This is a genomic window from Streptomyces sp. NPDC043861 (genome assembly GCF_056435905.1).
Window position 1 is genome coordinate 129122 of record NZ_JBWKDP010000020.1, and the last position, 25282, is coordinate 154403.

Below are 25282 nucleotides of genomic sequence, written 5' to 3' on the forward strand. Positions count from 1 at the left end.
GAGACGGGACAAGGATGTTCGGGGTGGACAACGAGGAGAGCCTGGGGCGCCTGAGCGGTCGGGGCAGCAGGACGGCCCGGTCGAGCCGTCCGGTCCGGCGCGCGGTCGCCGCTGCTGCTCTCGTGGGTGCCGTACTCATCGGCACCGCCGCCTGCGCCGGCGCCGGGGACGACGAACCCGGCGCCAAGGGCACGCGCGGAGCGGATTCCACCGGGGCTCCCGGCCCGGCCACCCCGGGAGCGCTCACCGAGCAGCAACTCACCGCGGTCGCCTTCACCGACGGCGAGAAGGTGGGCAGGTACACCGCGTCCGAGTTCACTCTCGGCACCCCTCTCGGTGAGGACTACCGCGCCGACCCCGCCGCCTGCCAGCCATTGGTCAGCCTCGCGAAGGGCGCCACCCCGTACAGCCCTGCCGCCGAGGTCCACCGGAAGGTCGACGTCCCCGACGAGATGACCGGCACCACCGTCGCCGTGCAACTGCGCAGCTACGGGCCCGAGGCCGCCGCGGGCGTGATGAAGGCGCTCGGCAGGGCGGGCAAGGAGTGCACCGCCGGGTTCACCGAGATCCGCGCCATAGCAAAGGCGAAGTATCTGAAGGTGGAGCCGGTCAGGGCTCCGGCCGTCGGCGACGAGGCGAAGTCCTTTCGCTTCACGATCCTGGACGTGAAGGGGAAGCTGAAGCTCTACGAGTACCTCACGGTCGTCCGCTCGGGCTCCACCACCCTCTCCTTCCGTGCCGAGATCACGGACACCAAGGACATCGGGGGTGTCCCGGAAGACGTGATCACCGCCCAGTGGGAGAAGTTCTCCGCGCAGCACATGAAGGGCGCATAGGGGCACCCTGTCGGGGCCCACAGCGGATGCGGCAACAATGGGGGGCATGAGCGACAGCCCATCCCCCCTCGCCGACCCGCACATCACCTTCGATCCCGTCGAAGGACGCCGGGACGTCGTCGTCCTCGGCTCCACCGGGTCCATCGGTACGCAGGCCATCGATCTGGTCCTGCGCAACCCCGACCGCTTCCGCGTCACCGCCCTCTCCGCCGCCGGCGGCCGGGTGGAACTGCTCGCCGAGCAGGCGCACCGGCTCGGGGTCCGCACGGTGGCCGTGGCACGCGAGGACGTCGTACCCGCGCTCAGGGAGGCCCTCCGGGCCCGGTACGGAACGGGAGAGCCGCTCCCGGAGATCCTCGCCGGCCCGGATGCGGCGACCGAGCTCGCCGCATCCGCGTGCCACACCGTGCTCAACGGCATCACCGGCTCCATCGGTCTCGCCCCCACCCTCGCCGCCCTCGAGGCGGGCCGCACGCTCGCGCTCGCCAACAAGGAGTCGCTGATCGTCGGAGGCCCGCTGGTCAAGGGGCTCGCCAGGCCCGGCCAGATCATTCCCGTGGACTCCGAGCACGCCGCGCTGTTCCAGGCCCTGGCCGGCGGCACCCGCGCCGACGTCCGCAAGCTCGTCGTCACGGCATCCGGCGGCCCCTTCCGCGGCCGCACCCGGGCCGAGCTCGCCTCCGTCACCCCCGAGGACGCCCTCGCGCACCCCACCTGGGCCATGGGCCCGGTGATCACGGTCAACAGCGCGACCCTCGTCAACAAGGGCCTGGAGGTCATCGAGGCGCACCTCCTCTACGACATCCCCTTCGACCGCATCGAGGTCGTCGTCCACCCGCAGTCGTACGTCCACTCCATGGTCGAGTTCACGGACGGCTCGACGCTCGCCCAGGCCACCCCGCCGGACATGCGCGGCCCGATCGCCATTGGCCTCGGCTGGCCGCAGCGGGTGCCGGACGCCGCACCTGCGTTCGACTGGACGAAGGCCTCCAGCTGGGAGTTCTTCCCGCTCGACACTGAGGCGTTCCCGTCCGTCGGACTCGCCCGGTATGTCGGAGAACGCGGCGGCACAGCCCCGGCGGTGTTCAATGCCGCGAACGAGGAATGCGTGGACGCGTTTCTCGCGGGACGGCTGCCGTTCAACGGAATCATGGATACGGTCACGGCAGTCGTCGGCGAGCACCGGGATGTCCGGGGAACCTCGCTGACGGTCCCGGACGTCCTCGAGGCGGAGACGTGGGCGCGTGCCCGCGCCCGGGAACTGGCCGGACAGGCCGCACGGACAGCGAAGGCGACAGCGGAGGCTCGCGCATGACGGTTCTGTTGACGGTCCTCGGCATTCTGCTCTTCGCCGTAGGGCTGCTCTTCTCCATCGCCTGGCACGAGCTCGGCCACCTCTCGACCGCCAAGCTCTTCGGCATCCGCGTGCCCCAGTACATGGTCGGCTTCGGCCCCACCATCTGGTCGCGGCGCAAGGGCGAGACGGAGTACGGCATCAAGGCCATCCCGGCCGGCGGCTACATCCGGATGATCGGGATGTTCCCGCCGGGGGAGGACGGCCGCATAGAGGCCCGCTCCACCTCGCCGTGGCGCGGCATGATCGAGGACGCCCGCTCGGCGGCGTTCGAAGAGCTGAAGCCCGGCGACGAGACGCGCCTCTTCTACACGCGCAAGCCGTGGAAGCGCGTCATCGTGATGTTCGCCGGCCCGTTCATGAACCTCGTGCTGGCCGTCGCGATCTTCCTCGGTGTCTCGATGTCGTTCGGCTTCCAGACCCAGACCACCCAGGTCGCAGGCGTCCAGCAGTGCGTCATCCCGCAGAGCGAGGATCGGGACACCTGCAAGAAGTCCGACCCCGTGTCCCCTGGGGCGGCGGCCGGCCTGCTCAAGGACGACCGGATCGTGGCCTTCAACGGGGTCCCGGTCAAGGACTGGACGGATCTGTCCGGCCGTATCCGCGGGACCATCGGCCCCGCCACCATCACCGTGGACCGCGGCGGCGAGGAGAAGGTGCTCCAGGCCACGCTGCGGGAGAACCTGGTCGCGAAGAAGGACGACGACGGCGAGGTCGTCCCCCACGAGTTCGTCCGGGCCGGCTATCTCGGCTTCGCCGCCAGGACCGAGATCGTGCCGCAGACCTTCGGCCAGTCCCTGGACCGGATGGGCGACATGATGGAGAACGGCGTCGAGTCGATCCTCTCGCTCCCGACCAAGGTCCCCGACCTCTGGGCCGCCACCTTCGGAGACGGTGAGCGCAAGGACGACTCGCCTGTCGGTGTCGTCGGCGCCGCACGCATCAGCGGTGAGGTGCTCAACCTGGACGCACCCACGCCGAACATCATCGCGACGTTCCTGATGCTGCTCGCAGGCTTCAACCTGTCGCTGTTCCTGTTCAACATGCTGCCGCTGCTCCCGCTCGACGGCGGCCATATCGCGGGCGCGCTGTGGGAGTCCGTACGGCGAAATGTCGCCAGGCTGTTCCGGCGGCCCGACCCGGGACCGTTCGACGTCGCGAAACTGATGCCGGTCGCCTATGTGGTGGCAGGAATCTTCATCTGTTTCACGCTCCTCGTCCTGGTCGCCGACATCGTCAACCCGGTGAAAATCTCCTAGCAACGAACCGTTCGCAGTGGCCGGGCACACTGGGTGCCCGGCCACCCGCTCCTCGGGAGCCACGCCCGCCGCGGTGTGCCCGGGCCGATGCCCGTGGCGTAACCTCAAAGGCTGGAGCCCGCCGATCTCGGGACCTCGATCCACACCTTGGGGTTGCACAGCAGATGACCGCGATTTCTCTCGGAATGCCGTCCGTTCCGACCAAGCTCGCCGACCGGAGGATCACCCGCAAGATCCAGGTCGGCTCGGTCGCCGTCGGCGGAGACGCCCCCGTGTCGGTCCAGTCGATGACGACGACGCGGACCTCCGACATCGGCGCCACCCTGCAGCAGATCGCCGAGCTGACGGCGTCCGGCTGCCAGATCGTCCGGGTCGCCTGCCCCACCCAGGACGACGCCGACGCGCTCGCCACGATCGCCCGGAAGTCGCAGATCCCGGTGATCGCCGACATCCATTTCCAGCCGAAGTACGTCTTCGCCGCCATCGACGCGGGTTGCGCGGCGGTCCGGGTCAACCCGGGCAACATCAAGCAGTTCGACGACAAGGTCAAGGAGATCGCCAGGGCGGCCAAGGACGCCGGCACTCCCATCCGCATCGGTGTGAACGCCGGCTCCCTGGACCGCCGGCTGCTCCAGAAGTACGGCAAGGCCACCCCCGAGGCGCTCGTCGAGTCGGCACTGTGGGAAGCCTCGCTCTTCGAGGAGCACGACTTCCACGACATCAAGATCTCGGTCAAGCACAACGACCCGGTCGTCATGGTCAACGCCTACCGTCAGCTCGCCGCCCAGTGCGACTACCCGCTGCACCTCGGCGTCACCGAGGCCGGTCCGGCCTTCCAGGGCACCATCAAGTCGGCGGTCGCCTTCGGCGCCCTCCTCAGCGAGGGCATCGGCGACACCATCCGGGTCTCGCTCTCCGCGCCTCCCGCCGAGGAGGTCAAGGTCGGCATCCAGATCCTCGAGTCCCTGAACCTCCGCCAGCGCCGCCTCGAGATCGTCTCCTGCCCGTCCTGCGGCCGCGCCCAGGTCGACGTCTACAAGCTCGCGGACGAGGTCACGGCCGGCCTCGACGGCATGGAGGTCCCGCTGCGCGTCGCCGTCATGGGCTGCGTCGTCAACGGCCCCGGCGAGGCCCGTGAGGCCGACCTCGGCGTCGCGTCGGGCAACGGCAAGGGCCAGATCTTCGTCAAGGGCGAGGTCATCAAGACCGTTCCCGAGTCGAAAATCGTCGAGACCCTCATCGAAGAGGCGCTGAAGATCGCCGAGCAGATGGAGAAGGACGGCATCGCCTCGGGCGAGCCGCAGGTGTCCATCGGCTGACCCATCGCTTTCCGCCAGGGACCGGGCCCCAGCAGGGGTCCGGTCCCTGTTCGCATGCGGTGCCGCAAAGCATCTCCGGGTACAGTGCGGAGATCAGCAGACCAGGCCGTGACCGGTGCCGACCTGGCACACGGCGAGCGCGGGCAGGAAGAAGATCCGCCCCGAAGGAGTGTTGGAGCGGCCCTCGTGTTGACGCAGACCACCAGCCGGGTCCTCGACCCCGACGACCTCGGCGCCGCGCTCGCCGTCCTCGAGAGCGAGCCCGTCCACAATGCCTTCGTCACGTCCCGCGTACAGGTCGCCGGGCTCGACCCCTGGCGCCTGGGCGGCGAGATGTGGGGCTGGTACGAGGAGGGACGGCTCCGCTCGCTCTGCTACTCGGGGGCCAACCTCGTCCCGATCTGCGCGACACCCGACGCGGTACGCGCCTTCGCCGACCGCGCCCGCAGGACCGGCCGTCGCTGTTCCTCCATCGTCGGTCCGGCCGAATCCACCGATCTGCTGTGGCGGCTGCTCGAGCCCAGCTGGGGACCCGCCCGTGAGGTCCGCGCCCACCAGCCGCTGATGGTCACCGAGACCATGCCTCCGGACGTCGCCCCCGACCCGTATGTGCGCCGCATCCGCAAGGACGAGATGGAGGTGATCATGCCTGCCTGCGTGGCGATGTTCACCGAGGAGGTGGGGGTCTCCCCGCTCGCCGGTGACGGCGGACTGCTCTACCAGGCACGGGTCGCCGAACTCGTCGGCTCCGGGCGCTCCTTCGCCCGCATCGACGACGACAAGGTCGTCTTCAAGGCCGAGATCGGTGCGGCCACCCCTCAGGCATGCCAGATCCAGGGCGTCTGGGTCGCCCCCGAGTTCCGTGGCCGGGGACTCTCGGAGACCGGCATGGCCGCGGTGCTCCGCTATGCCCTCGCCGATGTGGCGCCCGTCGTCAGCCTGTACGTCAACGACTTCAACACTGCCGCTCGTGCGGCGTACCGCCGCGTCGGTTTCCGCGAGGTGGGCGCCTTCATGAGCGTGCTGTTCTGACCGGTTCGGGGCGAAGTAGGGTGCCCGCCATGGAACAGGATGTCGCCGTCGGACCCGTCAACCTCGCAGCACGCGTGGACGACGCGCTCGCCGTGCAGGCCATCGCCTTCGGACTCAGCGACGACGAGATCGCGATCCGCCGCCACATCGTGCTGCGGCACCTGCTCTATCCGGGCGCGTGCGCCTTCGGTGCGACGACCTCCCAAGGCCGGCTCGTCGGCTTCGTCTACGGCATGCCGAACGACCGCACCCACTGGTGGTCCACGGTCGTCGAGCCGTACCTCCGCAGGGGCGGCTACGACCGCTGGCTCGACGACTCCTTCGTCATCACCGAACTCCATGTGCACCCCGAGTACCAGGGGCGGGGCATCGGCCGCACCCTGATCACGACCATCACGGACGCGGCGGCCCAGCCCCGCTCCATCCTCTCCGCCATCGACGTCGAGAGCCCGGCGCGCGGGCTGTACCGGACACTGGGCTACCAGGACCTGGCCCGCCAGGTCCTGTTCCCCAGCGCACCCAAGCCGTATGCGGTGATGGGGGCGCCGCTGCCGCTCCGGCGCGGGAACTGATTTCCGCCCATCGGGACCGCCCGGCTAACCTCCTGCACATCACCCTTTCTTGCACGCAGGAGATAACCCATGGCAGCCCAGGTCCAGCGCATGTCCCGTCTGATGGTCAAGACACTGCGCGACGACCCGGCCGACGCGGAGACGCTCAGCCACAAACTCCTGGTCCGCGCCGGTTACGTCCGCCGCAACGCCGCCGGGATCTGGAGCTGGCTGCCGCTCGGCATGCGCGTGCTGGAGAACGTCGCCAGGGTTGTGCGCGAGGAGATGGACGCGATCGGCGGCCAGGAGGTCCTCCTGCCCGCACTGCTGCCGAAGGAGCCGTACGAGGCCACCGGGCGCTGGGAGGAGTACGGCGCCGAGCTGTTCCGCCTCAAGGACCGCAAGGGCGCGGACTACCTGCTCGGCCCGACGCACGAGGAGATCTTCACCCAGCTGGTGAAGGACCAGTGCACCTCGTACAAGGACCTGCCGGTCATCCTGTACCAGATCCAGACGAAGTACCGCGACGAGGCGCGTCCGCGCTCGGGCATCCTGCGTGGCCGTGAGTTCCAGATGAAGGACTCGTACTCCTTCGACACCTCCGACGAGGGTCTGGCCGAGTCCTACCGGCTCCACCGCGAGGCCTACATCAAGATCTTCCGGCGTCTCGGCCTGGAGCACCGCATCGTTTCCGCCGTCTCCGGCGCCATGGGCGGCTCGGCGTCCGAGGAGTTCCTGGCACCGGCACCCGCGGGCGAGGACACCTTCGTGTACTGCCCCTCCTGCGACTACGCCGCGAACACCGAGGCCGTCACGTTCAAGGCCCCTGCCGTGGAGGCCGCGGAGCACGGCCCGGTCGAGGAGCTGGACACCCCCGACACCCCGACCATCGAAACGCTCGCCGAGCACCTCGGTGTCCCGGCGTCCGCCACGCTGAAGAACCTGCTGGTCAAGGTGGACGGCGAGATCGTCGCGGTCGGCGTTCCCGGCGACCGCGAGGTCGACCTCGGCAAGCTGACCGACCATCTCGCCCCGGCCGTGGTCGAGCTGGTCACCGCGGAGGACTTCGAAGGCCGGCCCGACCTGGTCCGCGGCTATGTCGGCCCGCAGGGACTGGACAAGGTCCGCTACATCGCCGACCCGCGCATCGCGCCGGGCACGGCGTGGATCACCGGCGCGAACAAGGCGGACACGCACGCGAAGAACGTCGTCTGCGGTCGTGACTTCGAGGTCGACGACCACCTCGACGTGGTCGTGGTCGAGGACGGCGACCCGTGCCCGTCCTGCGGCACCGGGCTGAAGCTCGACCGCGCGATCGAGATCGGCCACATCTTCCAGCTGGGCCGCAAGTACGCGGACGCGTTCCAGCTCGACGTCCTGGGCCAGAACGGCAAGCCGGTCCGCGTGACCATGGGCTCCTACGGCATCGGCGTCTCGCGCGCGGTCGCGGCCCTCGCCGAGCAGCACGCGGACGAGCAGGGCCTGTGCTGGCCGCGCGAGATCGCGCCGGCGGACGTCCACGTCGTCGCCGCGGGCAAGGCGCTCCAGACCGAGCTCGCGCTCGACGTCGCGGAAAAGCTGGGCGAGGCGGGCGCCCGTGTCCTGGTGGACGACCGCGCGGGTGTCTCCCCGGGCGTGAAGTTCACGGACGCGGAACTCATCGGTGTGCCCCAGATCCTGGTCGCGGGCCGTCGTTCGGCCGAGGGCATCGTCGAACTGAAGGACCGCCGCACGGGCGCTCGCGAGGAGCTCCCGGTCGCCGAGGCCATCGCCCGCGTTCTGGGCTAGGGCCTCTCGTTGGATCTTGCCGGGCTCGCGGGCCCGGCAAGCACGCTCGCCGCGTTGTCGTCGGTCGCCCACGCTCCGCGTGGGCTCCGACCCCAGCCCCGGTGGGGTGATCGGTCACGGCCGGTCACTCCGTCCCGGCACGGGACACCTCCGTGCCTCCGTGCGGGTTCGGTCCCGCCGTAACCGATGGGCGCAGCCGCCCTGGCGGGGCCGCCAGGGCGGGGTTGCCCCGTCCGCGGCCCGGGGGCCGTGGCCGGCCCCCGAGCGCGACCTGCGATGCGGCAGCGGCAAGCCGAGAGCCGGCCGAAGCGGTGGGCAGAGGCCGCGCCCTGGATCCTGCCGCCGTCCCTGATACGCGTTCCGAGCAGATCCCCACGGCAACGGACCCGGCACCGGGCGACCCGACGATCCTCGCCGTCCGGCGGCCCGGTCCGTCCGGCCATCCAGGTCAGAGGCGACAGGTACCCGCCCACACCCGCACGCACGCGCACGCCCGCGGCCCCGCAACGCGCAGCGGCGGCTACAGCCACCCCGCGAACTCGAGCGTCAGCTCCGCCTCGCCGACGCGGCCCGATGCCATCGCACGGATGCCCGACTCCACCGCCCGGAAGAGCGTCCATCCGCGCAGCCGGTCCGGATCCACGTCCAGGGAGTCGGCAAGACGGTTGACCCGCCGTCGTGTGGACGCCGGGCCGGAGGCGGTCGCGACGAGGTCCTCCACGCGGTCGCGGACCAGCCGGGCCAGGTCGTACGCACGCTCTCCGACGACCGGCTCCGGCCCCACCGCCAGCCAGGGCGAACGGTCGCCCCCGAGGACCTTGCTCTGCCGGAAGTTGCCGTGGAGCAGAAGGAGCTCGGGGGAGGACCCTGCCGTCAGCTCCTCGCGCACCCCCAGCGCCGCGGCCACCAGCGCAGGCGGCGCCGTGTCGGCATGCGCCGAAAGAGCCTCCGCCTGGCGGGCCGTACGCTCGGCCACCGTCTCGAAGGGATGCCCTCCGGGCGGCTCGACCCAGAGCCTGCGCACCGTCCCCGCCGCCTCCAGCAGCGCCTTCGCCTCCGGCAGCGACCGCACCGACACCTCGGGATGCAGGCGCTCCAGCACGAGCGCCCCCTCGGAGGCATCCAGCAGCCGCACCGACCCGAAGCCGTTCCAGTGCTCCAGCGCGACCCGTTCCTCCCCGGCTCCGGCGGAGGGCGGGACGAGCTTGAGCGCCGCGGGCGAGCCGTCCCGCTGCCGTACGAGGGCGACCAGGCTGCTCCGCCCGCCGGGAGCGGTCACCCGCTCGACGGCCAGTCCGTGCCGGGCGACCGCCGCCTCGAGAAGTCCGGGCAGTTGCCCGAGCCAGTCGTTCTCGCCGAGCGCCCGCACCAGACGCGGGGGCGGTTCAAAACCCATGCGTGCGTCGTTCCCCTTCACTGACCGGTCGCCCGCTCGGCGAGCCCCGGAAAGGCTACGCCGGTGCCCTGCCAGCGAACGGCCCGTACCGCCGCCTCGCGCAGCGCCCCTGCCGCCTCGCGCCGCAGCGGGCCCCTGGCGGCACGTACGAGGTCGGAGTACACGCCCGCGACCCGGTCCTCCAGCACCGCGGCGAGGCGTACCGCAGCGGCCGCGTCCGGCACCGGGAACGGCAGTACGTACGCGGCGTCCGCCGCGACCGGCTCCCCGCCCAGATCACGGATCGTCCGCTCCAGCGTGTCGCGCCGAGCGCGGTGCGCCGCGTACGCGGACGTCGCTTCGGCCCGCCGGCCGGAGCCCACCTTGCCGCCGACGACGCCGTACCCGTACACAGCGGCATGCTCTGCGGCGAGCGCGGCCTGTGCGGCGTTCAGCGTGCTCACGAGCGGGCCCCCTTCGTCAGCAGATACGCGTGCACGGCTCCGGCCGCGGCGACCGAGGCCAGCAGACGGGCGTACTCGGGCGGTGCGCCGACCAGAGCGGCGGTGTGGGCGTCCGCCATACGCCGTTCGGCCGCCGCGAGTTCTCGTACGGCGGTACGGGCATCGGCGGGCGCGGACGGTGCGGAGGGGGCGGCGCTCGTGCCGGGCTTCGCGCCGTGGCTCACTGCCGGGGCGGCGCTCGCGCTCGATGCCACGCCGGCCTTCGGGCCCGGACCCGCCGCGGATGCGGATGCGGACGCGCTCGCGGTCCCCCGCGCGGGCGGTGTCACCGGTGCCAGCGCCTCCACGTGCCGCGCCACCGCGGCCCGCAGGGGCGCCAGCCGCTGTGCCAGCCCGGGATGGGCGCTCAGGACCGCGTCGTACCGTCCGAGCAGCTCTTGGCTCGCCGCCGTGCTGCGCCGCCGCAGCGCGGTCTCGGCCGAGACCGCGCCAGGTGCCGTGCGTCGTCCTGCGGGCACGGTGTCCTCCGAGCACCCCGCAAGCACGGCGGCAGCGGCCGCTGCACCCGTTGCCATGAGGGCCTGCCTGCGTGTCGTGCCCGTACGTGCTCCCGCATGCGCATCTGCCGCGCTGTCGTCGGTCGGCATGGCCCTGCCATGTCTCCCTCCTCCGCCCTGCATCCGCACGCGTCAGACCCCGCTCCCTGGTCCGGCCCGGTCCGCACGACGGGGCTCGCTCCGATCACCGCAGGCGAGCGTACCTGCGGGTCAGCCGAGGGTGGACGGCAACACCCCCCGGGACCGGATACCCTTTGTGCTGACACACGACGAAACCCACAACAGCACACGCGGCCGAGGAGTCACCCGGATGAGCACCACCCAGAGCGAGAGGCTGCGCGGACTGCTCGAACCGCTCGTCAGCGCCGCGGATCTGGATCTGGAAGAGATCGAGCTGTCCCGGGCCGGCCGCCGCCGTGTGCTCCGGGTCGTCGTGGATTCCGAGGAAGGCGTCGATCTCGACGCCTGTGCCGAGCTGAGCCGTGTCATCTCCGACAAGCTCGACGAGACCGACGCCATGGGCGAGGGCGAGTACCAGCTCGAAGTGACGTCGCCGGGGGCCGAGCGCCCCCTCCGGGAGCCCCGCCACTACCTACGCGCCAAGGGCCGCCTGGCCAGGTTCCACCTGATCACCCAGGACGGGCAGCCGGCCGGTGAGCTGGTCGCACGGATCCTCGACCTGGACGACGAGGGCCTCGATCTCGAGGTGCCGGGTGTGAAGGGGCGCAAGCCCACCACTCGCCGGGTCGCCTTCGGCGAGATCGCCAAGGCACGTGTGGAGATCGAGTTCAACCGCAAGGACAAGAACGGCATTCAGAAAGAAGAGGAGGCGTAGCCGTGGACATCGACGTGAAGCTCCTGAGGGGCTTGGCACAGGAGAAGGAGATTGCCTTCGACCTGTTGGTCGAAGCGATCGAGTCGGCCCTCCTCATCGCCTATCACCGCACGCCGGACAGCCGCCGCCATGCACGTGTCGTGCTCAACCGTGAGAACGGGCACGTGACCGTGTGGGCGAAGGAGGACCCGTCCGAGCTCGAGGAGGGCCAGGAGCCCCGCGAGTTCGACGACACCCCGCACGACTTCGGGCGGATCGCCGCGTCCACGGCCCGCCAGGTCATCCAGCAGCGGCTCCGGGACGCCGAGAACGACGTGACCTTCGGCGAGTACGCCCGCCGAGAGGGCGATGTCGTCGCCGGCCAGGTCCAGCAGGGCAAGGACCCGAAGAACGTCCTGGTCCGGCTGGACGACAAGCTGGAGGCCATCCTGCCGGTGCAGGAGCAGGTGCCGGGCGAGGAGTACACGCACGGTCTGCGACTGCGTACGTACGTCGTCCGGGTGGCCAAGGGGGTGCGCGGTCCGTCCGTCACCCTGTCGAGGACGCATCCCAATCTGGTGAAGAAACTCTTCGCCCTCGAGGTCCCGGAGATCGCCGACGGCTCGGTGGAGATCGCGGCCATCGCCCGCGAGGCCGGGCACCGGACCAAGATCGCCGTCCGGTCGACGAGGAGCGGCCTCAACGCCAAGGGCGCGTGCATCGGGCCCATGGGCGGGCGCGTGCGCAATGTCATGGCCGAGCTGCACGGCGAGAAGATCGACATCGTCGACTGGTCGGACGATCCGGCCGAGATGGTCGCCAATGCATTGTCCCCGGCGCGGGTCTCCAAGGTCGAGGTCGTGGACCTCGGTGCCCGCTCCGCACGGGTGACGGTGCCGGACTACCAACTCTCCCTGGCGATCGGCAAGGAAGGGCAGAACGCCCGTCTCGCGGCCCGTCTCACCGGATGGCGCATCGACATCCGCCCGGACATCGAGCAGGCGCCTGAGCAGGCCTCCGAGCAGGACTGACGCCCCTCCGGCGGCGGTCCCGGCGGGCGGCTGAACGGGTCACGGCGGGTACCCGTTCGGACACGGGACGTCGCCGAGAGTTTTGAGCCATCAGTCGCCGAGAGTTTTGAGCCATCAACTGTTCGATTCTTGCCCCAAAGGGGTGAGGTCGGTACGGGGAGGTAGACTTAGTCGTGTCTGGTCGGACGCATGCCCGCGCATGCCCTGAGCGAACCTGCGTGGGATGCCGGGAGCGAGCGGCCAAGAGCGATCTGCTGCGCATCGTGGCGGTCGAGGGCGAATGTGTCCCCGATCATCGCGGTACGCTGCCCGGCCGGGGTGCGTATGTGCACCCCGCCTCGGTCTGTCTCGACCTGGCGGTCCGCCGCCGGGCGTTCCCGAGGGCCCTCAGGGTCCAGGGACCGCTCGATACCGCGGACGTACGCCGCGCCGTCGAGGAGGCGGCAGCTCAGGCGGCACCGTAAGAAGTAGGAAGCAGTACCGCACGGAACCCCATGCGGTCAGGTACCTCGCGAGTTGGAAGTAGGTCGAGATTGCGATGAGCACTCGATGAGTACGCGATGAGTACGCCCATGAAGTAGCAACGGTCCGGCGGTAACCCGGACCTAAAAGGAGCGAAGTGGCTAAGGTCCGGGTATACGAACTCGCCAAGGAGTTCGGCGTGGAGAGCAAGGTCGTCATGGCCAAGCTCCAAGAACTCGGTGAATTCGTCCGTTCGGCGTCCTCGACGATCGAGGCGCCGGTTGTACGCAAATTGACTGATGCTTTCCAGCAGGGCTCCGGGGCATCCCCCGCGAAGCGCGCTGCAGGGAAGCCCGCGGCACCGCGCAAGGCGGCGCCCGCGAAGCCTGCTGCGCCCTCCCCGGCGCAGGCGGCACGTCCAGCTGCCCCCAAGCCCGGCGCCCCGGCCCCCAAGCCGGTTGCCGCCGAGGCTCCCAAGACTGCTCCCGCGGCCCCGGCCCCCGGCCCGCGGCCGACTCCGGGCCCCAAGCCCCCGGCCGCACCGAAGCCGGCTCCGGCCGCTCCGGCCGCGCCCGAGTTCACCGCGCCTCCGGCTGCTCCGGCCGCCGGTCCCCGGCCCGGTGCCACTCCCGGCCCGCGTCCTGCTGCCCGCCCGGGCCAGGGCGAGCGTGGCGGTGCCCGTCCCGGCGCCCCGCGTCCCGGTGGCGAGCGTCAGGCCCCGCGTCCGGGCGGTGCCCGTCCTGCGGGTCCGCGTCCCGGCAACAACCCGTTCACCTCTGGTGGCTCCACCGGTATGGCGCGCCCGCAGGCGCCCCGTCCGGGCGGCGCCCCGCGTCCCGGTGGCCCGGGTGCGCCCGGCGGCCCGCGTCCCCAGGGCGCCGGTCAGGGCGGTCCCCGTCCCCAGGGCGCCGGTCAGGGCGGTCCTCGCCCGACTCCGGGTGGCATGCCCCGTCCGCAGGCGCCCCGCGCTGCCGGCGGTCCCGGCGGTCCCGGCGGTAACCGTCCGAACCCGGGCATGATGCCGCAGCGTCCCGCTGCCGGCCCGCGTCCCGGCGGCGGCCCCGGCGGTCGTGGCCCCGGTGGTCCCGGTGGCCGTCCCGGCGGTGCCGGTCGTCCCGGTGGTGGCGGCGGCGGCTTCGCCGGCCGTCCGGCCGGTCCCGGCGGCGGCGGTCGTCCCGGTGGTGGCGGCGGCGGCTTCGGCGGCCCTCGTCCCGGTGGCGGTGGCGGCGGCTTCGGTGGCGGCGGTGGCCGTCCCGGCTTCGGCGGACGTCCGGGCGGTCCCGGCGGCCGTGGTGGCACGCAGGGCGCCTTCGGCCGTCCCGGCGGACCGGCCCGTCGTGGCCGTAAGTCGAAGAGGCAGAGGCGCCAGGAGTACGAGGCCATGCAGGCCCCGTCGGTCGGCGGTGTGATGCTGCCTCGCGGCAGCGGCGAGACCATTCGTCTGTCGCGCGGTGCGTCGCTCACCGACTTCGCGGAGAAGATCAACGCCAACCCGGCGTCGCTCGTCGCCGTGATGATGAACCTCGGCGAAATGGTCACCGCGACCCAGTCCGTGTCCGACGACACGCTGGAGATGCTGGCCAACGAGATGAACTACACGGTTCAGATCGTCAGCCCGGAGGAGGAGGACCGCGAGCTCCTCGAGTCCTTCGACATCGAGTTCGGCGAGGACGAGGGCGGCGAGGAACTGCTCGTCTCCCGTCCGCCGGTCGTGACCGTCATGGGTCACGTCGACCACGGTAAGACCCGACTGCTGGACGCCATCCGCAAGACGAACGTCATCGCGGGTGAGGCCGGCGGTATCACGCAGCACATCGGTGCGTACCAGGCTCGTACCGAGGTCAACGGCGAAGACCGTGCGATCACCTTCATCGACACCCCGGGTCACGAGGCGTTCACGGCCATGCGTGCCCGCGGTGCCAAGTCGACCGACATCGCGATCCTCGTGGTGGCGGCCAACGACGGTGTGATGCCCCAGACGATCGAGGCGCTGAACCACGCCAAGGCGGCCGACGTGCCGATCGTGGTCGCGGTCAACAAGATCGACGTCGAGGGTGCGGACCCGACGAAGGTGCGCGGTCAGCTGACCGAGTACGGCCTGGTGGCCGAGGAGTACGGCGGCGACACCATGTTCGTCGACATCTCCGCCAAGCAGGGCCTGAACATCGACAGCCTGCTGGAGGCCGTGGTCCTGACGGCGGACGCCGCCCTGGACCTCCGTGCCAACCCGGAGCAGGACGCGCAGGGCATCGCGATCGAGTCCCACCTCGACCGCGGCCGCGGTGCCGTCGCGACCGTCCTGGTCCAGCGAGGCACCCTGCGGGTCGGCGACACGATGGTGGTCGGCGACGCGTACGGCCGTGTCCGTGCGATGCTCGACGACCGCGGTGCCAACGTCGAGGAAGCGGGTCCGTCGACCCCCGTCCTCGTCCTGGGTCTCACCAACGTCCCGGGCGCCGGCGACAACTTCCTGGTCGTCGACGAGGACCGCACGGCCCGCCAGATCGCCGAGAAGCGTGCCGCCCGTGAGCGCAACGCCGCGTTCGCCAAGCGCACCCGCCGGGTGTCCCTCGAGGACCTCGACAAGGTGCTCAAGGCGGGCGAGGTCCAGCAGCTCAACCTCATCATCAAGGGCGACGCGTCCGGTTCGGTCGAGGCCCTCGAGTCCTCGCTGCTCCAGCTCGACGTCGGCGAAGAGGTCGACATCCGGGTCCTGCACCGCGGTGTCGGTGCGGTCACCGAGTCGGACATCGACCTGGCGACCGGCTCCGACGCCATCGTGATCGGCTTCAACGTGCGCGCCGCAGGGCGTGCCACGCAGATGGCCGACCGCGAGGGTGTGGACGTCCGTTACTACTCGGTCATCTACCAGGCGATCGAGGAGATCGAGGCGGCCCTCAAGGGCATGCTCAAGCCGGAGTACGAAGAGGTCGAGCTCGGCACGGCGGAGATCCGCGAGGTCTTCCGCTCGTCCAAGCTGGGCAACATCGCGGGTGTGCTCATCCGCTCCGGCGAGGTCAAGCGCAACACCAAGGCGCGCCTCATCCGCGACGGCAAGGTCATCGCGGAGAACCTCAACATCGAGGGTCTGCGTCGCTTCAAGGACGACGTCACCGAGATCCGCGAAGGCTTCGAGGGCGGTATCAACCTCGGAAACTTCAACGACATCAAGGTGGACGACGTCATCGCGACGTACGAGATGCGCGAGAAGCCTCGCGGCTGACGCAGCGCGGCTGACGCACAGCAGCCGGTTCGGGGCCGGTCGGCGGGACGTAATCCCGTCGATCGGCCCCGGCCGTTGCGTGTACGGTTTTGATGTCCCTGCCAAGAGCGGGCAGGGCATTTGCCGAACCCGTACCGGCGGGACATCCGGACATACATGTATGTGGGGACGCTGTCCTTCGATCTGCTCCTCGGCGACGTTCGTTCGTTGAAGGAGAAACGCTCCGTCGTCCGTCCGATCGTCGCCGAACTCCAGCGCAAATATGCGGTGAGTGCGGCCGAAGTGGGCGGGCAGAACCTCCATCGCAGGGCCGAGATCGGTCTTGCGGTGGTCTCGGGGGACCCGGGGCACCTCACAGACGTACTGGACCGGTGCGAGCGCTTGGTCGCCGCCCGGCCCGAAGTCGAGCTGCTGTCGGTACGACGACGGCTGCACGGCGACGACGATTGAACGTAAGCAGAAAGAGGAGATGGACCGGTGGCCGACAACGCGCGGGCCCGCAAGCTGGCCGATCGCATCCAGGTCGTGGTCGCGGAGACCCTGGACCGGCGAATCAAGGATCCGCGGCTGGGCTTCGTCACCATCACGGACGCCCGGGTCACCGGCGACCTGCGGGAGGCCACGGTCTTCTACACGGTCTACGGGGACGACGAGGAGCGTGCCGCGTCCGCCGCGGCGCTGGAGTCCGCCAAGGGCGTGCTCCGCTCCGAGGTCGGCCGCCAGACCGGGGTCCGCTTCACGCCGACCCTGACCTTCGTACCCGACGCCCTCCCGGACAACGCCCGCACGATCGACGATCTGCTGGACCGGGCGCGGGCCAAGGACGAGGAGGTCCGCGAGGCGTCGACGGGCAAGAACTATGCGGGCGACGCCGACCCGTACCGCAAGCCGGAGGCCGATGACACGTCCGCTCCCACGGGTGGGGACGAAGCCTCCGCATGACACAGCAGAACAGGACTCCTCCGGCCGGCGCCGGAAAGGGTCCCCAGAACGGTCTGGTCATCGTCGACAAGCCGTCCGGCTTCACGTCGCACGACGTCGTGGCCAAGATGCGCGGCATCGCGAGGACCCGCCGGGTCGGGCACGCGGGCACCCTCGACCCGATGGCCACCGGCGTGCTCGTCCTCGGCGTCGAGAAGGCCACCAAGCTCCTCGGCCATCTCGCGCTGACCGAGAAGGAGTACCTCGGTACGATCCGGCTCGGCCAGAACACGATCACGGACGACGCCGAGGGCGAGATCACCTCCTCCGCCGACGCCTCCGGGGTCACCCGCGAGGCCATCGACAAGGGCGTCGCGCAGCTGACGGGCGACATCATGCAGGTGCCGTCCAAGGTCAGCGCCATCAAGATCGATGGCAAGCGTTCGTACGCGCGGGTGCGTGGCGGCGAGGAGTTCGACATCCCGGCCCGCCCGGTGACCGTCTCCTCCTTCCAGGTGTACGACGTCCGCGAGGCAGCCGCCGATGACGGGACCCCGGTCGTCGACCTGGTCGTCTCCGTCGTCTGCTCTTCCGGCACCTATATCCGCGCACTCGCCCGTGACCTCGGCGCCGGGCTCGGAGTCGGCGGGCATCTGACGGCGCTGCGCCGCACCCGTGTCGGCCCCTACAAGCTGGATTCGGCGAAGACGCTCGACCAACTCCAGGAGGAGCTGACGGTCATGCCGATCGGCGAGGCCGCAGCGGCCGCGTTCCCTCGCTGGGACGTCGACGAGAAGCGGGCACGGCTGCTCGTCAACGGCGTGCGGCTGGACATGCCGGCGTACGACACGACGGGCCCGGTCGCGGTCTTCGGGCCGGAGGACCGGTTCCTCGCCCTGGTCGAGCAGCAGAAGGGCAAGGCGAAGAGCGTCGCGGTCTTCGTCTGACACCCGGGGCCCCCGGGCCCCGGGCCGGCTCCCACCGTGGAGCGGGCACAGCCGCTGCCCGCTCCACGATCCCCCTCGGAAAGGGTCTGTCCGCCACGGAGGCCGGATTCACCCCATCGAGCAGGCGCTCGGGAGTGAACCGAGGGAGCACTGGGGGGCGCGTTCGGCCTGTGCACTTCTCAGGAGCGCCGGATCGCTCCGTCCCTGCCGACGGTGGTACCGGGAGTGCGGTGCCGATGACAATCGAGGACCGCGGGCATGGCAGTCTTAGACCTGCGTAATCGGTAATCACGTACACAGGTTCGGTTCGGTTTCGGACCGGCTTCGGGCGAGGAGCGGTCACAGTGCAGCGCTGGCGTGGCTTGGAGGACATCCCCCAGGACTGGGGGCGCAGCGTCGTCACCATCGGCTCCTACGACGGCGTGCACCGGGGTCACCAGCTCATCATCGGGCGGGCCGTGGAACGCGCCCGTGAGCTCGGAGTGCCGTCGGTCGTCGTCACCTTCGATCCGCACCCGAGCGAGGTCGTCCGGCCCGGCAGCCATCCGCCGCTGCTGGCCCCGCACCATCGGCGCGCGGAGCTGATGGCGGAGCTCGGCGTGGACGCGGTGCTGATCCTCCCCTTCACGGCCGAGTTCTCGAGGCTGTCGCCCGCGGACTTCATCGTGAAGGTGCTGGTGGACAAGCTGCACGCCTGCACGGTGATCGAGGGCCCGAACTTCCGCTTCGGCCACAAGGCGGCCGGGAACGTCGACTTCCTGACCGAGCTCGGCCGTACCTACGACTACCGGGTCGAGGTCGTCGACCTGTACGTGCGAGGCGAAGCCGGCGGTGGCGAGCCGTTCTCCTCGACACTCACCCGGCGCCTCGTCGCCGAGGGCGACATGGACGGCGCCGCCGAGATCCTGGGGCGCCCCCACTGCGTCGAGGGCATCGTCGTCCGCGGCGCCCAGCGCGGCCGCGAACTCGGCTACCCCACAGCGAACGTCGAGACCCTTCCGCACACCGCGATCCCCGCGGACGGGGTCTACGCCGGCTGGCTCACCGCGAACGGCGAGCGTATGCCCGCTGCGATCTCCGTCGGCACGAACCCGCAGTTCGACGGCACGGAGCGCACGGTCGAGGCGTATGCGATCGACCGCGTCGGGCTCGATCTGTACGGGCTGCACGTGTCCGTCGACTTCCTCGCCTACGTCCGTGGCCAGGAGAAGTTCGAGTCGATCGAGGCGCTGCTGGAGGCGATCGCGGCGGACGTGAAGCGGGCCCGGGAACTGACCGCGGCGCACGACGCGTAGCTCCGGGCCGTCCCCGTGCGCGGGCTGCGGTCCGCCCGTCCGGCGTTCGAGGGCGGATTTCCTGGCGCCGTGCGGCCGCTGGCCCGCCCACGGCGACAGGCATGCAAGGCGTTCCTCAGAGTGCCGCCGCCCAGTGGCAGGCCACCCCGCCGGCCCCGGATCCGGGGAGGACCGGCAGGTCCTCCGTGCGACAGCGGGCGGCGACACCCGTGCTCTCCGCCTCACCCGAGGCGAGGATCTGGCAGCGCGCATGGAAGCGGCACCCCGCCGGGATGCGCGAGGGGTCCGGGGGCTCACCGGCGAGGACGACGGGGGGCACCGCGGACTCGGGGAGCACGGACAGGAGGGCGCGGGTGTAGGGGTGCCGGGGCGCCGTCAGGACCTCCTCCACGAAACCCGTCTCCACGATCCGGCCCAGGTACATCACGGCGACCCGGTCCGCGATGTTCCATGCCAGACCCAGGTCGTGCGTCACGACCAGTGCGGAGAGACCCAGTTCGTCCCGCAGACGCAGCAGCAGGGCCAGGATCTCGCCCCGCACGGAGGCGTCCAGCGACGCCACCGGCTCGTCCGCGACGATCAGCTCCGGCTGGAGGACCAGCGCGCCCGCGATGACGACACGCTGGCGTTGGCCGCCCGACAGTTCGTGCGGGTAGCGGAGGAAGAAGCGCTCCGGCGGACGCAGCCCCGCCCGCGCGAGCGCCTCCGCGACCGCGGCGCGCTCGTCGCCCGTGTGGCCATGGATCCGCAGGCCCTCGGCCACCGCGTCGTACACCGTGTGCCGCGGATTGAGGGAGCCGCTCGGATCCTGGAGCACCAGCTGGACCCGCTTGCGGTACGCCTTCAGGGCCCGCGCCCCGTACGACAGTGGCGCACCGCCGAACGTCACCCGCCCCGCCGCCGGCTCGACCAGCCCGAGCAGCGTCCGGGCGAGCGACGTCTTGCCGCATCCGGACTCGCCGACGAGCGCGACGATCTCCCCGGCGGCGATGTCCAGATCGACACCGTCGACGGCCCGTGCCGCCGCAGCGCCCCGGCGCCCCGGGAACGCGACCCGCAGCCCGGCGGCCGAAAGGAGCGGGGATGTCGTCATGGCGGACTCCTCGATGCTCGTCACCCTTGAACCGCCGCCCCCGTGTGCACACAAGCCGCCCGTCGGCCCGCCCCCGCGTCGCGCAGTTCCTGGTCGTCCTCCGCACACTCGTCCAGTGCGACGGGGCACCGCGGGTGGAACGCACAACCGGCAGGCAGCGCCGCCGGGTCGGGCGGGTCGCCCGGGAGTCCCCGCGGGGCACGTCGCGAGGCCGTGTCCCCGATGCGGGGGAACGCCGCCGAGAGGGCCCGGCCGTACGGATGCTCCGCCGCGTCGTACACCTCGCGTGCCGGGCCTTCTTCCACCACCCTCCCCGCATACATCACCGCGAGCCGGTCGCAGGTCTCCGCGAGCACCGCGAGATCGTGGCTGATCATCAGCAGGCTGATGCCCTGGGAGGCGACCAACTGCTCGATCAGCCGCAGGATCTGGGCCTGGATCATGACGTCCAGTGCCGTCGTCGGTTCGTCGGCGACGATCAGCCGTGGTTCACAGGCGAGCGCCATTGCGATCATCACCCGCTGCCGCTGGCCGCCGGACAGTTCGTGCGGATAGGCCTCCGCCCGTGCCGCGGGCAGCCCGACCTGTTCCAGCAGCTCGCCGGTGCGCCGGCGCGCCGCGCCCGGTGTCGTCCGCCCGTGCACCAGCAGCGGCTCCGAGATCTGCTCCCCGATCCGGTGGACTGCGTTCAATGAGTGCATCGCCCCCTGGAAGACGACCGACGCCCCCGCCCAGCGCACGGCCCGGAGCCGCCCCCACCTCATGGTGAGGACGTCCTCACCGGCCAGCAGGATCTCGCCGGACAGCCGGGCCGACGCCGGCAACAGCCGCAGCAGCGCCAGTGCCAGCGTCGACTTCCCGCATCCCGACTCGCCCGCGATGCCGAGCTTGCTGCCGGTGGCGACCGACAGATCCACACCCCGAACGGCAGGGACGGCAAGGGCCCCCGTCCCGTACGTCACATGGAGGTCCCTGACCTCGAGAAGGTGCCCCGTGCTCACCGGGTGACCCCCAGCTTCGGGTTGAGTACGGACTCGACGGCCCGCCCGCACAGGGTGAACGCGAGCGCGACCAGCGCAATCGCGATGCCGGGGGGCGCCAGATACCACCAGTGCCCGGAGGACACGGCTCCCGCCTCGCGCGCGTCCTGGAGCATTCCGCCCCATGACACCACGGTCGGGTCGCCGAGCCCGAGGAAGGCGAGCGTCGCCTCGGTCAGGATCGCGCTGGAGATGCCGAGCGTCGTCTGTGCGAGTACCAGGGGCATCACGTTCGGCAGCACATGCCGGGCCATGATGTGCCCGTGTCCACCGCCGAGGGCCCTCGCCCGCTCGATGTACGGGCGCGACTCGACCGCGATCGTCTGCGCGCGCACCAGCCGCGCCGTCGTCGGCCACGAGGTGACACCGATCGCCACGATCACCGTCCACACGCTTCGCGACATCACCGTCGCCAGCACGATCGCCAGGACCAGCGTCGGCATCACCAGGAACCAGTCGGTGATGCGCATGACGACGGTCGAGAACCAGCCGCCGTAGTGGCCCGCGATGATCCCGGCCAGGGTGCCGATGGCCACCGACAGTGTGGCGGCGAGCAGCCCGACGGTGAGCGAGATCCGTGCTCCCCAGATCAGCAGGCCGAGCAGGGAGCGCCCGAATTGGTCGGTCCCGAGCGGGAACTCGGCGCTCGGCGGCTCCAGGGCTGCTCCGGGAGCATGGGTCACGCTCTGGACACCGCTGCCGACGAGCAGCGGTGCGGCCAGGGCGATCAGGACGAGAAGCGCAAGCCCGGCCAGCCCGGCGACCCCCGCCCGGTGGGTGCGGTACCGGCGCCAGAAACGGGCCACCGACTCCCGGCGGCGCGTCCGTACGAGTGAGCCCGCGCCCTGCGCCGGGGCGGTCGGAGTCGTCGTCATCGGCCCACCCTCGGGTCGAGCAGCGGATAGAGCAGATCGGCGAGCAGATTCATCAGGATCATCGCCCCCGCGAACACCACGAACAGTCCCTGGACGAGCGGCAGGTCGGGCACGCTCAGCGCCTGGTAGAAGAGCCCGCCGAGGCCGGGCCAGGAGAACACCGTCTCCACCAGGATCGAACCCGCCGCGACATGACCCAGGTTGATGAACACCATCGTCACGGTCGGCAGCAGAGCGTTCGGCACGGCGTGCCGACGGCGCACCGCGTCGTCCCGCAACCCCTTGGCCCGCGCCGTCGTCAGATAGTCGCTGCCCATCTCGTCGAGCAGTGAGGACCGCATGACCAGGAGCGTCTGCGCATATCCCACCGCCACCAGGGTGAGCACCGGCAGGACCATGTGGTGCGCCACATCGATCACATGGGCGAAGCCGGTCGTGCTGCCGGAATCCATGCCGCCGGTCGGGAACATCCCGGGGACCGGACCGACGCCCACCGAGAAGACGATGATCAGCAGCAGTCCCAGCCAGAACGAGGGCACGGACCACAGGGCCAGCGCCACCCCCGTGTTGAGCCGGTCCCCGAGGCCGCCGTGCCGCCAGGCCGACCGGGTGCCCAGCCAGAGCCCGAGCGCCGAGTAGATCACCACGGCCACGCCGGTGAGCAGCAGGGTCGCGGGGAGCTTGTGGGCGATGAGCTCGCCGACGGGCGCGTGGAACTGGTACGACGTCCCGAGGTCGCCGGTCAGCGCACCCGTGCAGTAGTCGGCGAACTGACGCCACAACGGCAGATCGAGTCCGAACTGATGGCGCAGTGTGGCCAGTTGCTCGGCCGACGTGGGCATTCCGTGCGTCATGGCCTTGACCGGGTCACCGGGGACGATCCTGAAGAGGAAGAAGCTGGTGACGAGGACGGCGAACAGCGACACGGCCGCACCGCCCAGCCGCCCCGCCACATGCCCGAGATAGGGGGTCGTACGGCCCCCGCGGGCGGTGCGGGTCTCCGGGGGCCGGGGCGCCCGCTCCGCCGCGCCCTCGTCCTCGGTCGTGGTGCTCGCGGTGCTGCTCATCGGCTATTCACGGTCGTCCGCGGTGGCACGACGACGCCTGCTGACGAGGATGCCGAGGGCGACGGCCGCAAGCGCGCCCGCGGCCGCGCCGACGACGACGGTCACGGGGGCCGATGACCTGCCCGCCGGGGACCCGCCGTGCGCCGCGGAGGCCGGCTCGGCGGACCACCAGCTCCAGTAGCCGTCCTGGCCGTAGATGTTGCCGGCGGCCTCCGGCATGGTCGTGATCGATTCGATCTGGTCCGTGCGGTACGCCTCGACGGCGTTCGGATAGGCCATGACGTTCATGTACCCGGTGTCGTACAGCCGCGATTCCATCTGTTTGACAAGGTGGGCCCGTTTGGCCGTGTCGTACTCCGCCGCCTGCTTCGCGTACAGCTCGTCGTACGTCCTGTCACAGATGAAGTTGTCGGTGGCGCCGGTGTCCTTCGGTGTGGCGGGCAGTGCGCCGCAGGTGTGGATGGAGAGGACGAAATCCGGGTCGGGGTTGACCGACCAGCCGTCGAACGCCAGATCGTAGTCACCCTTGACCCAGGGGTCGGAGACATTGTCGAGACAGTTGACCTCGAGCCCCACGCCGAGCCTGCCCCACCACTCCTGGAGGTACTTGCCGATGGCTTTGTCGTTCGGGTCCGTGGCGTGGCAGAGGATCCGCAAGTCCAGTGGTCTGCCGTCCTTGCCGACGCGCTTTCCGCTGCCGTTCTTCCTGTACCCGGCCCCATCGAGCAGCGCGGCCGCCCTCTCCGGGTCGTAGTCGATCTTCTGTTCGGCAGTCGGCTTCCAGAAGTACGAGGTGAAGCGCGGCGGGATGTAGCCCTCGCCCTCCACGGCATGGCCCTGGAAGACCCTGTCGACGATGGTCCTGCGGTCGACGGCGTGGAACAGCGCCTTGCGTACGGACGGATCGCGCAGTGCCGGGTGGCCGCTGCCGAACTTCCCCCCGTCCTTCGACCGTGCGCCGGGATTGACCGCGAGGGCGAGGAAGCGGCGCCCTGGTGCGTCGTTGACCTTCACGTCGGCCGCGGACTTGAGCGAGGCGGCCTGGGCGGGGGTGAGACCCGAGACGAAGGACACCTCACCTTTCCGCAGCGCCGCGACGGCCGCGTCTCCGTCCTTGTAGTACTTGAACACCAGATCGTGGAACTTCGGCACACCGCGCCAGAAGCTCTTGTTCGGCTTGAGCTTGATGTACTGATCGACCTTGAAGTCGGTCAGGACGTACGGTCCGTTGCCGACCACGGGGAACTGCTTGTCGTTGTTGAACTTCGAGAAGTCGCCGACCTTCTGCCAGATGTGCTTGGGCACGATCGGGACATCGAGCGCGGCCATCGTGGCCTGCGGCTTCTTCAGCTCTATCACCAGCGTCCCGGGGTCGGGGGCCGTGACCTTCCTGAAGTTGGCGGTGAAGCTGCCGTTGGCGGTGGCCGCGTTCTCGTCCGCCATCATCTTGTTGAACGTCCAGGCGGCGTCCTCGGCGGTGGCCCGCCTGCCGTCGGACCAGGTGGAGTTGTTGCGGATCTTGAACGTCCACGTCAGCTTGTCCGGCGACGTGCTCCACTCCGTGGCCAGGCCCGGAATGGGGCGGGCATCCTTGGCGTCATAGTTCGTCAGATAGTCGTACATCAGCCGATGGAGACTGGTGGAGAGGAGTCGCTGTGCAAGGAACGGGCTCAGCGAGTCCACGCTCTGCGACACGGCGACGGTGAGGACGTACTTGCCGCCGTTCTTGTCGTCGTGCTCGCCGGCATGGCCCGCCTGTGCGGGCTGAGGGGTGGCCACCAGGGCGGAGGCGGCGACACCGGAGGCGAGGAGGATTCGTACGATCGGGTGGTGCTGCCGTGCGCTGCGTGATGGAGCGTTGGTGACCATGAGACGTTGACCTCGCGTCGTTGCTCGCTCGGAGAAGGCACGTGGATCTTCAGTGGGCGCCCACTGGTGAAGCGAGATTTATCAGCGCGGTCTAGACATGTCAACGATGC

Annotated in this window: 23 protein-coding genes; 15 read left to right on the forward strand and 8 right to left on the reverse strand. The window is 70.6% G+C overall.

Features of this window, described 5'->3' with window-relative positions; all coding sequences use genetic code 11:
- Nucleotides 1–23 precede the first annotated feature (23 nt).
- From AC068D_RS33710 to AC068D_RS33740, 7 genes are all read left to right on the forward strand, one after another.
- Complete coding sequence (locus AC068D_RS33710) at nucleotides 24–836, forward strand: hypothetical protein (RefSeq protein ID WP_478826934.1); 813 nt, start codon at nucleotides 24–26, stop codon at nucleotides 834–836.
- A gap of 46 nt (nucleotides 837–882) precedes the next feature.
- Nucleotides 883–2151, forward strand: a complete 1269-nt coding sequence (gene dxr, locus AC068D_RS33715; protein WP_478826935.1) for a 1-deoxy-D-xylulose-5-phosphate reductoisomerase — start codon at nucleotides 883–885, stop codon at nucleotides 2149–2151.
- Nucleotides 2148–3449 (forward strand): M50 family metallopeptidase, encoded by a 1302-nt coding sequence (locus tag AC068D_RS33720; protein WP_478826936.1) that lies wholly within the window; start codon nucleotides 2148–2150, stop codon nucleotides 3447–3449. Before dxr ends, AC068D_RS33720 begins: the two co-directional genes overlap by 4 nt.
- Nucleotides 3450–3613: 164 nt before the next feature.
- A complete protein-coding gene (gene ispG / locus AC068D_RS33725) occupies nucleotides 3614–4768 on the forward strand; it encodes a flavodoxin-dependent (E)-4-hydroxy-3-methylbut-2-enyl-diphosphate synthase (protein WP_478826937.1) in 1155 nt (384 codons plus the stop codon).
- A 186-nt stretch (nucleotides 4769–4954) separates the two neighbouring features.
- Nucleotides 4955–5800: a GNAT family N-acetyltransferase gene (locus tag AC068D_RS33730; protein ID WP_478826938.1), complete on the forward strand. Its 846-nt coding sequence runs from the start codon at nucleotides 4955–4957 to the stop codon at nucleotides 5798–5800.
- Nucleotides 5801–5829: 29 nt separating this feature from the next.
- Nucleotides 5830–6372, forward strand: a complete 543-nt coding sequence (locus AC068D_RS33735; RefSeq protein ID WP_478826939.1) for a GNAT family N-acetyltransferase — start codon at nucleotides 5830–5832, stop codon at nucleotides 6370–6372.
- A gap of 69 nt (nucleotides 6373–6441) precedes the next feature.
- Complete coding sequence (locus AC068D_RS33740; RefSeq protein ID WP_478826940.1) at nucleotides 6442–8139, forward strand: proline--tRNA ligase; 1698 nt, start codon at nucleotides 6442–6444, stop codon at nucleotides 8137–8139.
- Between the two features lie 520 nt (nucleotides 8140–8659).
- On the opposite strand, the gene AC068D_RS33745 is transcribed toward AC068D_RS33740, so the two are convergent.
- Genes AC068D_RS33745 through AC068D_RS33755 form a run of 3 tightly spaced genes read right to left on the reverse strand, consistent with a single transcriptional unit; the run spans nucleotide 8660 to nucleotide 10553 of the window.
- Entirely contained in the window at nucleotides 8660–9535 is an 876-nt protein-coding gene (locus tag AC068D_RS33745; protein WP_478826941.1) for an aminoglycoside phosphotransferase family protein, read from the reverse strand.
- A 17-nt stretch (nucleotides 9536–9552) separates the two neighbouring features.
- Nucleotides 9553–9978: a ferritin-like domain-containing protein gene (locus tag AC068D_RS33750; protein WP_478826942.1), complete on the reverse strand. Its 426-nt coding sequence runs from the start codon at nucleotides 9976–9978 to the stop codon at nucleotides 9553–9555.
- Nucleotides 9975–10553 carry a hypothetical protein gene (locus AC068D_RS33755; RefSeq protein WP_478826943.1) on the reverse strand — a complete coding sequence of 193 codons (579 nt, stop codon included), beginning with the start codon at nucleotides 10551–10553 and terminating at the stop codon, nucleotides 9975–9977. Before AC068D_RS33755 ends, AC068D_RS33750 begins: the two co-directional genes overlap by 4 nt.
- A 292-nt stretch (nucleotides 10554–10845) precedes the next feature.
- Here AC068D_RS33755 and rimP point away from each other — a divergent pair, with 292 nt between their 5' ends.
- The 8 genes from rimP to AC068D_RS33795 all read left to right on the forward strand — a co-directional run bounded on the left by rimP (nucleotide 10846) and on the right by AC068D_RS33795 (nucleotide 19228).
- On the forward strand, nucleotides 10846–11370 hold the full coding sequence (gene rimP, locus AC068D_RS33760; protein ID WP_478826944.1) for a ribosome maturation factor RimP: 525 nt from the start codon (nucleotides 10846–10848) through the stop codon (nucleotides 11368–11370).
- Between the two features lie 2 nt (nucleotides 11371–11372).
- The gene (gene nusA / locus AC068D_RS33765) at nucleotides 11373–12380 is read left to right on the forward strand and encodes a transcription termination factor NusA (protein ID WP_478826945.1); all 1008 of its coding nucleotides are present in this window, start codon (nucleotides 11373–11375) and stop codon (nucleotides 12378–12380) included.
- A gap of 173 nt (nucleotides 12381–12553) precedes the next feature.
- Nucleotides 12554–12844 (forward strand): YlxR family protein, encoded by a 291-nt coding sequence (locus AC068D_RS33770; protein WP_478826946.1) that lies wholly within the window; start codon nucleotides 12554–12556, stop codon nucleotides 12842–12844.
- 155 nt (nucleotides 12845–12999) lie between these two features.
- A complete protein-coding gene (gene infB, locus AC068D_RS33775) occupies nucleotides 13000–16065 on the forward strand; it encodes a translation initiation factor IF-2 (RefSeq protein ID WP_478826947.1) in 3066 nt (1021 codons plus the stop codon).
- A 156-nt stretch (nucleotides 16066–16221) separates the two neighbouring features.
- A complete protein-coding gene (locus AC068D_RS33780; protein WP_478826948.1) occupies nucleotides 16222–16515 on the forward strand; it encodes a DUF503 domain-containing protein in 294 nt (97 codons plus the stop codon).
- 27 nt (nucleotides 16516–16542) lie between these two features.
- Entirely contained in the window at nucleotides 16543–17007 is a 465-nt protein-coding gene (gene rbfA, locus AC068D_RS33785; RefSeq protein WP_478826949.1) for a 30S ribosome-binding factor RbfA, read from the forward strand.
- Nucleotides 17004–17933: a tRNA pseudouridine(55) synthase TruB gene (gene truB / locus AC068D_RS33790; RefSeq protein WP_478826950.1), complete on the forward strand. Its 930-nt coding sequence runs from the start codon at nucleotides 17004–17006 to the stop codon at nucleotides 17931–17933. The genes rbfA and truB overlap by 4 nt, the downstream gene beginning before the upstream one ends.
- A gap of 344 nt (nucleotides 17934–18277) precedes the next feature.
- Nucleotides 18278–19228: a bifunctional riboflavin kinase/FAD synthetase gene (locus tag AC068D_RS33795; protein ID WP_478826951.1), complete on the forward strand. Its 951-nt coding sequence runs from the start codon at nucleotides 18278–18280 to the stop codon at nucleotides 19226–19228.
- A 115-nt stretch (nucleotides 19229–19343) separates the two neighbouring features.
- Here the strand turns inward: AC068D_RS33795 and AC068D_RS33800 are convergent, their stop codons facing one another.
- The 5 genes from AC068D_RS33800 to AC068D_RS33820 are packed head-to-tail and all read right to left on the reverse strand — an operon-like array spanning nucleotide 19344 to nucleotide 25172.
- The gene (locus AC068D_RS33800; protein ID WP_478826952.1) at nucleotides 19344–20321 is read right to left on the reverse strand and encodes an oligopeptide/dipeptide ABC transporter ATP-binding protein; all 978 of its coding nucleotides are present in this window, start codon (nucleotides 20319–20321) and stop codon (nucleotides 19344–19346) included.
- A gap of 20 nt (nucleotides 20322–20341) precedes the next feature.
- Nucleotides 20342–21430 carry an ABC transporter ATP-binding protein gene (locus tag AC068D_RS33805; RefSeq protein ID WP_478826953.1) on the reverse strand — a complete coding sequence of 363 codons (1089 nt, stop codon included), beginning with the start codon at nucleotides 21428–21430 and terminating at the stop codon, nucleotides 20342–20344.
- Nucleotides 21319–22236 carry an ABC transporter permease gene (locus tag AC068D_RS33810; RefSeq protein WP_478826954.1) on the reverse strand — a complete coding sequence of 306 codons (918 nt, stop codon included), beginning with the start codon at nucleotides 22234–22236 and terminating at the stop codon, nucleotides 21319–21321. The genes AC068D_RS33805 and AC068D_RS33810 overlap by 112 nt, the downstream gene beginning before the upstream one ends.
- Nucleotides 22233–23303: an ABC transporter permease gene (locus AC068D_RS33815; protein WP_478826955.1), complete on the reverse strand. Its 1071-nt coding sequence runs from the start codon at nucleotides 23301–23303 to the stop codon at nucleotides 22233–22235. The genes AC068D_RS33810 and AC068D_RS33815 overlap by 4 nt, the downstream gene beginning before the upstream one ends.
- Nucleotides 23304–23306: 3 nt before the next feature.
- Complete coding sequence (locus AC068D_RS33820; protein WP_478826956.1) at nucleotides 23307–25172, reverse strand: ABC transporter substrate-binding protein; 1866 nt, start codon at nucleotides 25170–25172, stop codon at nucleotides 23307–23309.
- Nucleotides 25173–25282 lie beyond the last annotated feature (110 nt).

What these genes read in the sequence shown, in the direction of transcription:
- AC068D_RS33740 (WP_478826940.1), top strand. Translation starts at nt 6,442, where the DNA reads ATGGCAGCCCAGGTCCAGCGCATGTCCCGTCTGATGGTCAAGACACTG.
- dxr (WP_478826935.1), top strand. Translation starts at nt 883, where the DNA reads ATGAGCGACAGCCCATCCCCCCTCGCCGACCCGCACATCACCTTCGAT.
- AC068D_RS33745 (WP_478826941.1), bottom strand. Translation starts at nt 9,535, where the DNA reads ATGGGTTTTGAACCGCCCCCGCGTCTGGTGCGGGCGCTCGGCGAGAAC.
- rimP (WP_478826944.1), top strand. Translation starts at nt 10,846, where the DNA reads ATGAGCACCACCCAGAGCGAGAGGCTGCGCGGACTGCTCGAACCGCTC.
- ispG (WP_478826937.1), top strand. Translation starts at nt 3,614, where the DNA reads ATGACCGCGATTTCTCTCGGAATGCCGTCCGTTCCGACCAAGCTCGCC.
- AC068D_RS33780 (WP_478826948.1), top strand. Translation starts at nt 16,222, where the DNA reads ATGTATGTGGGGACGCTGTCCTTCGATCTGCTCCTCGGCGACGTTCGT.
- AC068D_RS33755 (WP_478826943.1), bottom strand. Translation starts at nt 10,553, where the DNA reads ATGGCAACGGGTGCAGCGGCCGCTGCCGCCGTGCTTGCGGGGTGCTCG.
- AC068D_RS33820 (WP_478826956.1), bottom strand. Translation starts at nt 25,172, where the DNA reads ATGGTCACCAACGCTCCATCACGCAGCGCACGGCAGCACCACCCGATC.
- AC068D_RS33810 (WP_478826954.1), bottom strand. Translation starts at nt 22,236, where the DNA reads ATGACGACGACTCCGACCGCCCCGGCGCAGGGCGCGGGCTCACTCGTA.
- AC068D_RS33800 (WP_478826952.1), bottom strand. Translation starts at nt 20,321, where the DNA reads ATGACGACATCCCCGCTCCTTTCGGCCGCCGGGCTGCGGGTCGCGTTC.
- AC068D_RS33720 (WP_478826936.1), top strand. Translation starts at nt 2,148, where the DNA reads ATGACGGTTCTGTTGACGGTCCTCGGCATTCTGCTCTTCGCCGTAGGG.
- AC068D_RS33815 (WP_478826955.1), bottom strand. Translation starts at nt 23,303, where the DNA reads ATGAGCAGCACCGCGAGCACCACGACCGAGGACGAGGGCGCGGCGGAG.
- truB (WP_478826950.1), top strand. Translation starts at nt 17,004, where the DNA reads ATGACACAGCAGAACAGGACTCCTCCGGCCGGCGCCGGAAAGGGTCCC.
- AC068D_RS33735 (WP_478826939.1), top strand. Translation starts at nt 5,830, where the DNA reads ATGGAACAGGATGTCGCCGTCGGACCCGTCAACCTCGCAGCACGCGTG.